This is a genomic window from Oceaniradius stylonematis (assembly GCF_003149475.2).
Lineage (GTDB): Bacteria > Pseudomonadota > Alphaproteobacteria > Rhizobiales > Rhizobiaceae > Roseitalea > Roseitalea stylonematis.
Genome location: NZ_QFWV02000013.1, coordinates 1 through 217, shown reverse-complemented (window position 1 = coordinate 217; position 217 = coordinate 1). Strand labels below are relative to the sequence as shown.

1 protein-coding gene is annotated in these 217 nt (G+C 62.2%); it reads left to right on the top strand.

Annotated features, from left to right (window positions below; genetic code table 11):
• Positions 1-217, top strand: a 217-nt coding sequence (locus DEM25_RS17435; RefSeq protein ID WP_158585299.1) for a DUF3623 family protein, incomplete at both ends; no start/stop codon positions are given.

Below are 217 nucleotides of genomic sequence, written 5' to 3'. Positions count from 1 at the left end.
CCTATCTGACCAGCTATTTCCGCACCGACCGGGTGCACGCATTCTTCATCGTATCGGTCGTCATCGTCACGAGGCTGCTGACGGCGAGCGTCTATATGGCCGCCACTTCCGCCGATCCGGCGGCGATGACAGGATGGTCGCTGATGGCGGCGTTCGCGTTTCTGGGTCTGATCGAACATCTGTTCCTGGTCCTTCCGGTGCGCGACGCCGCGCTCTG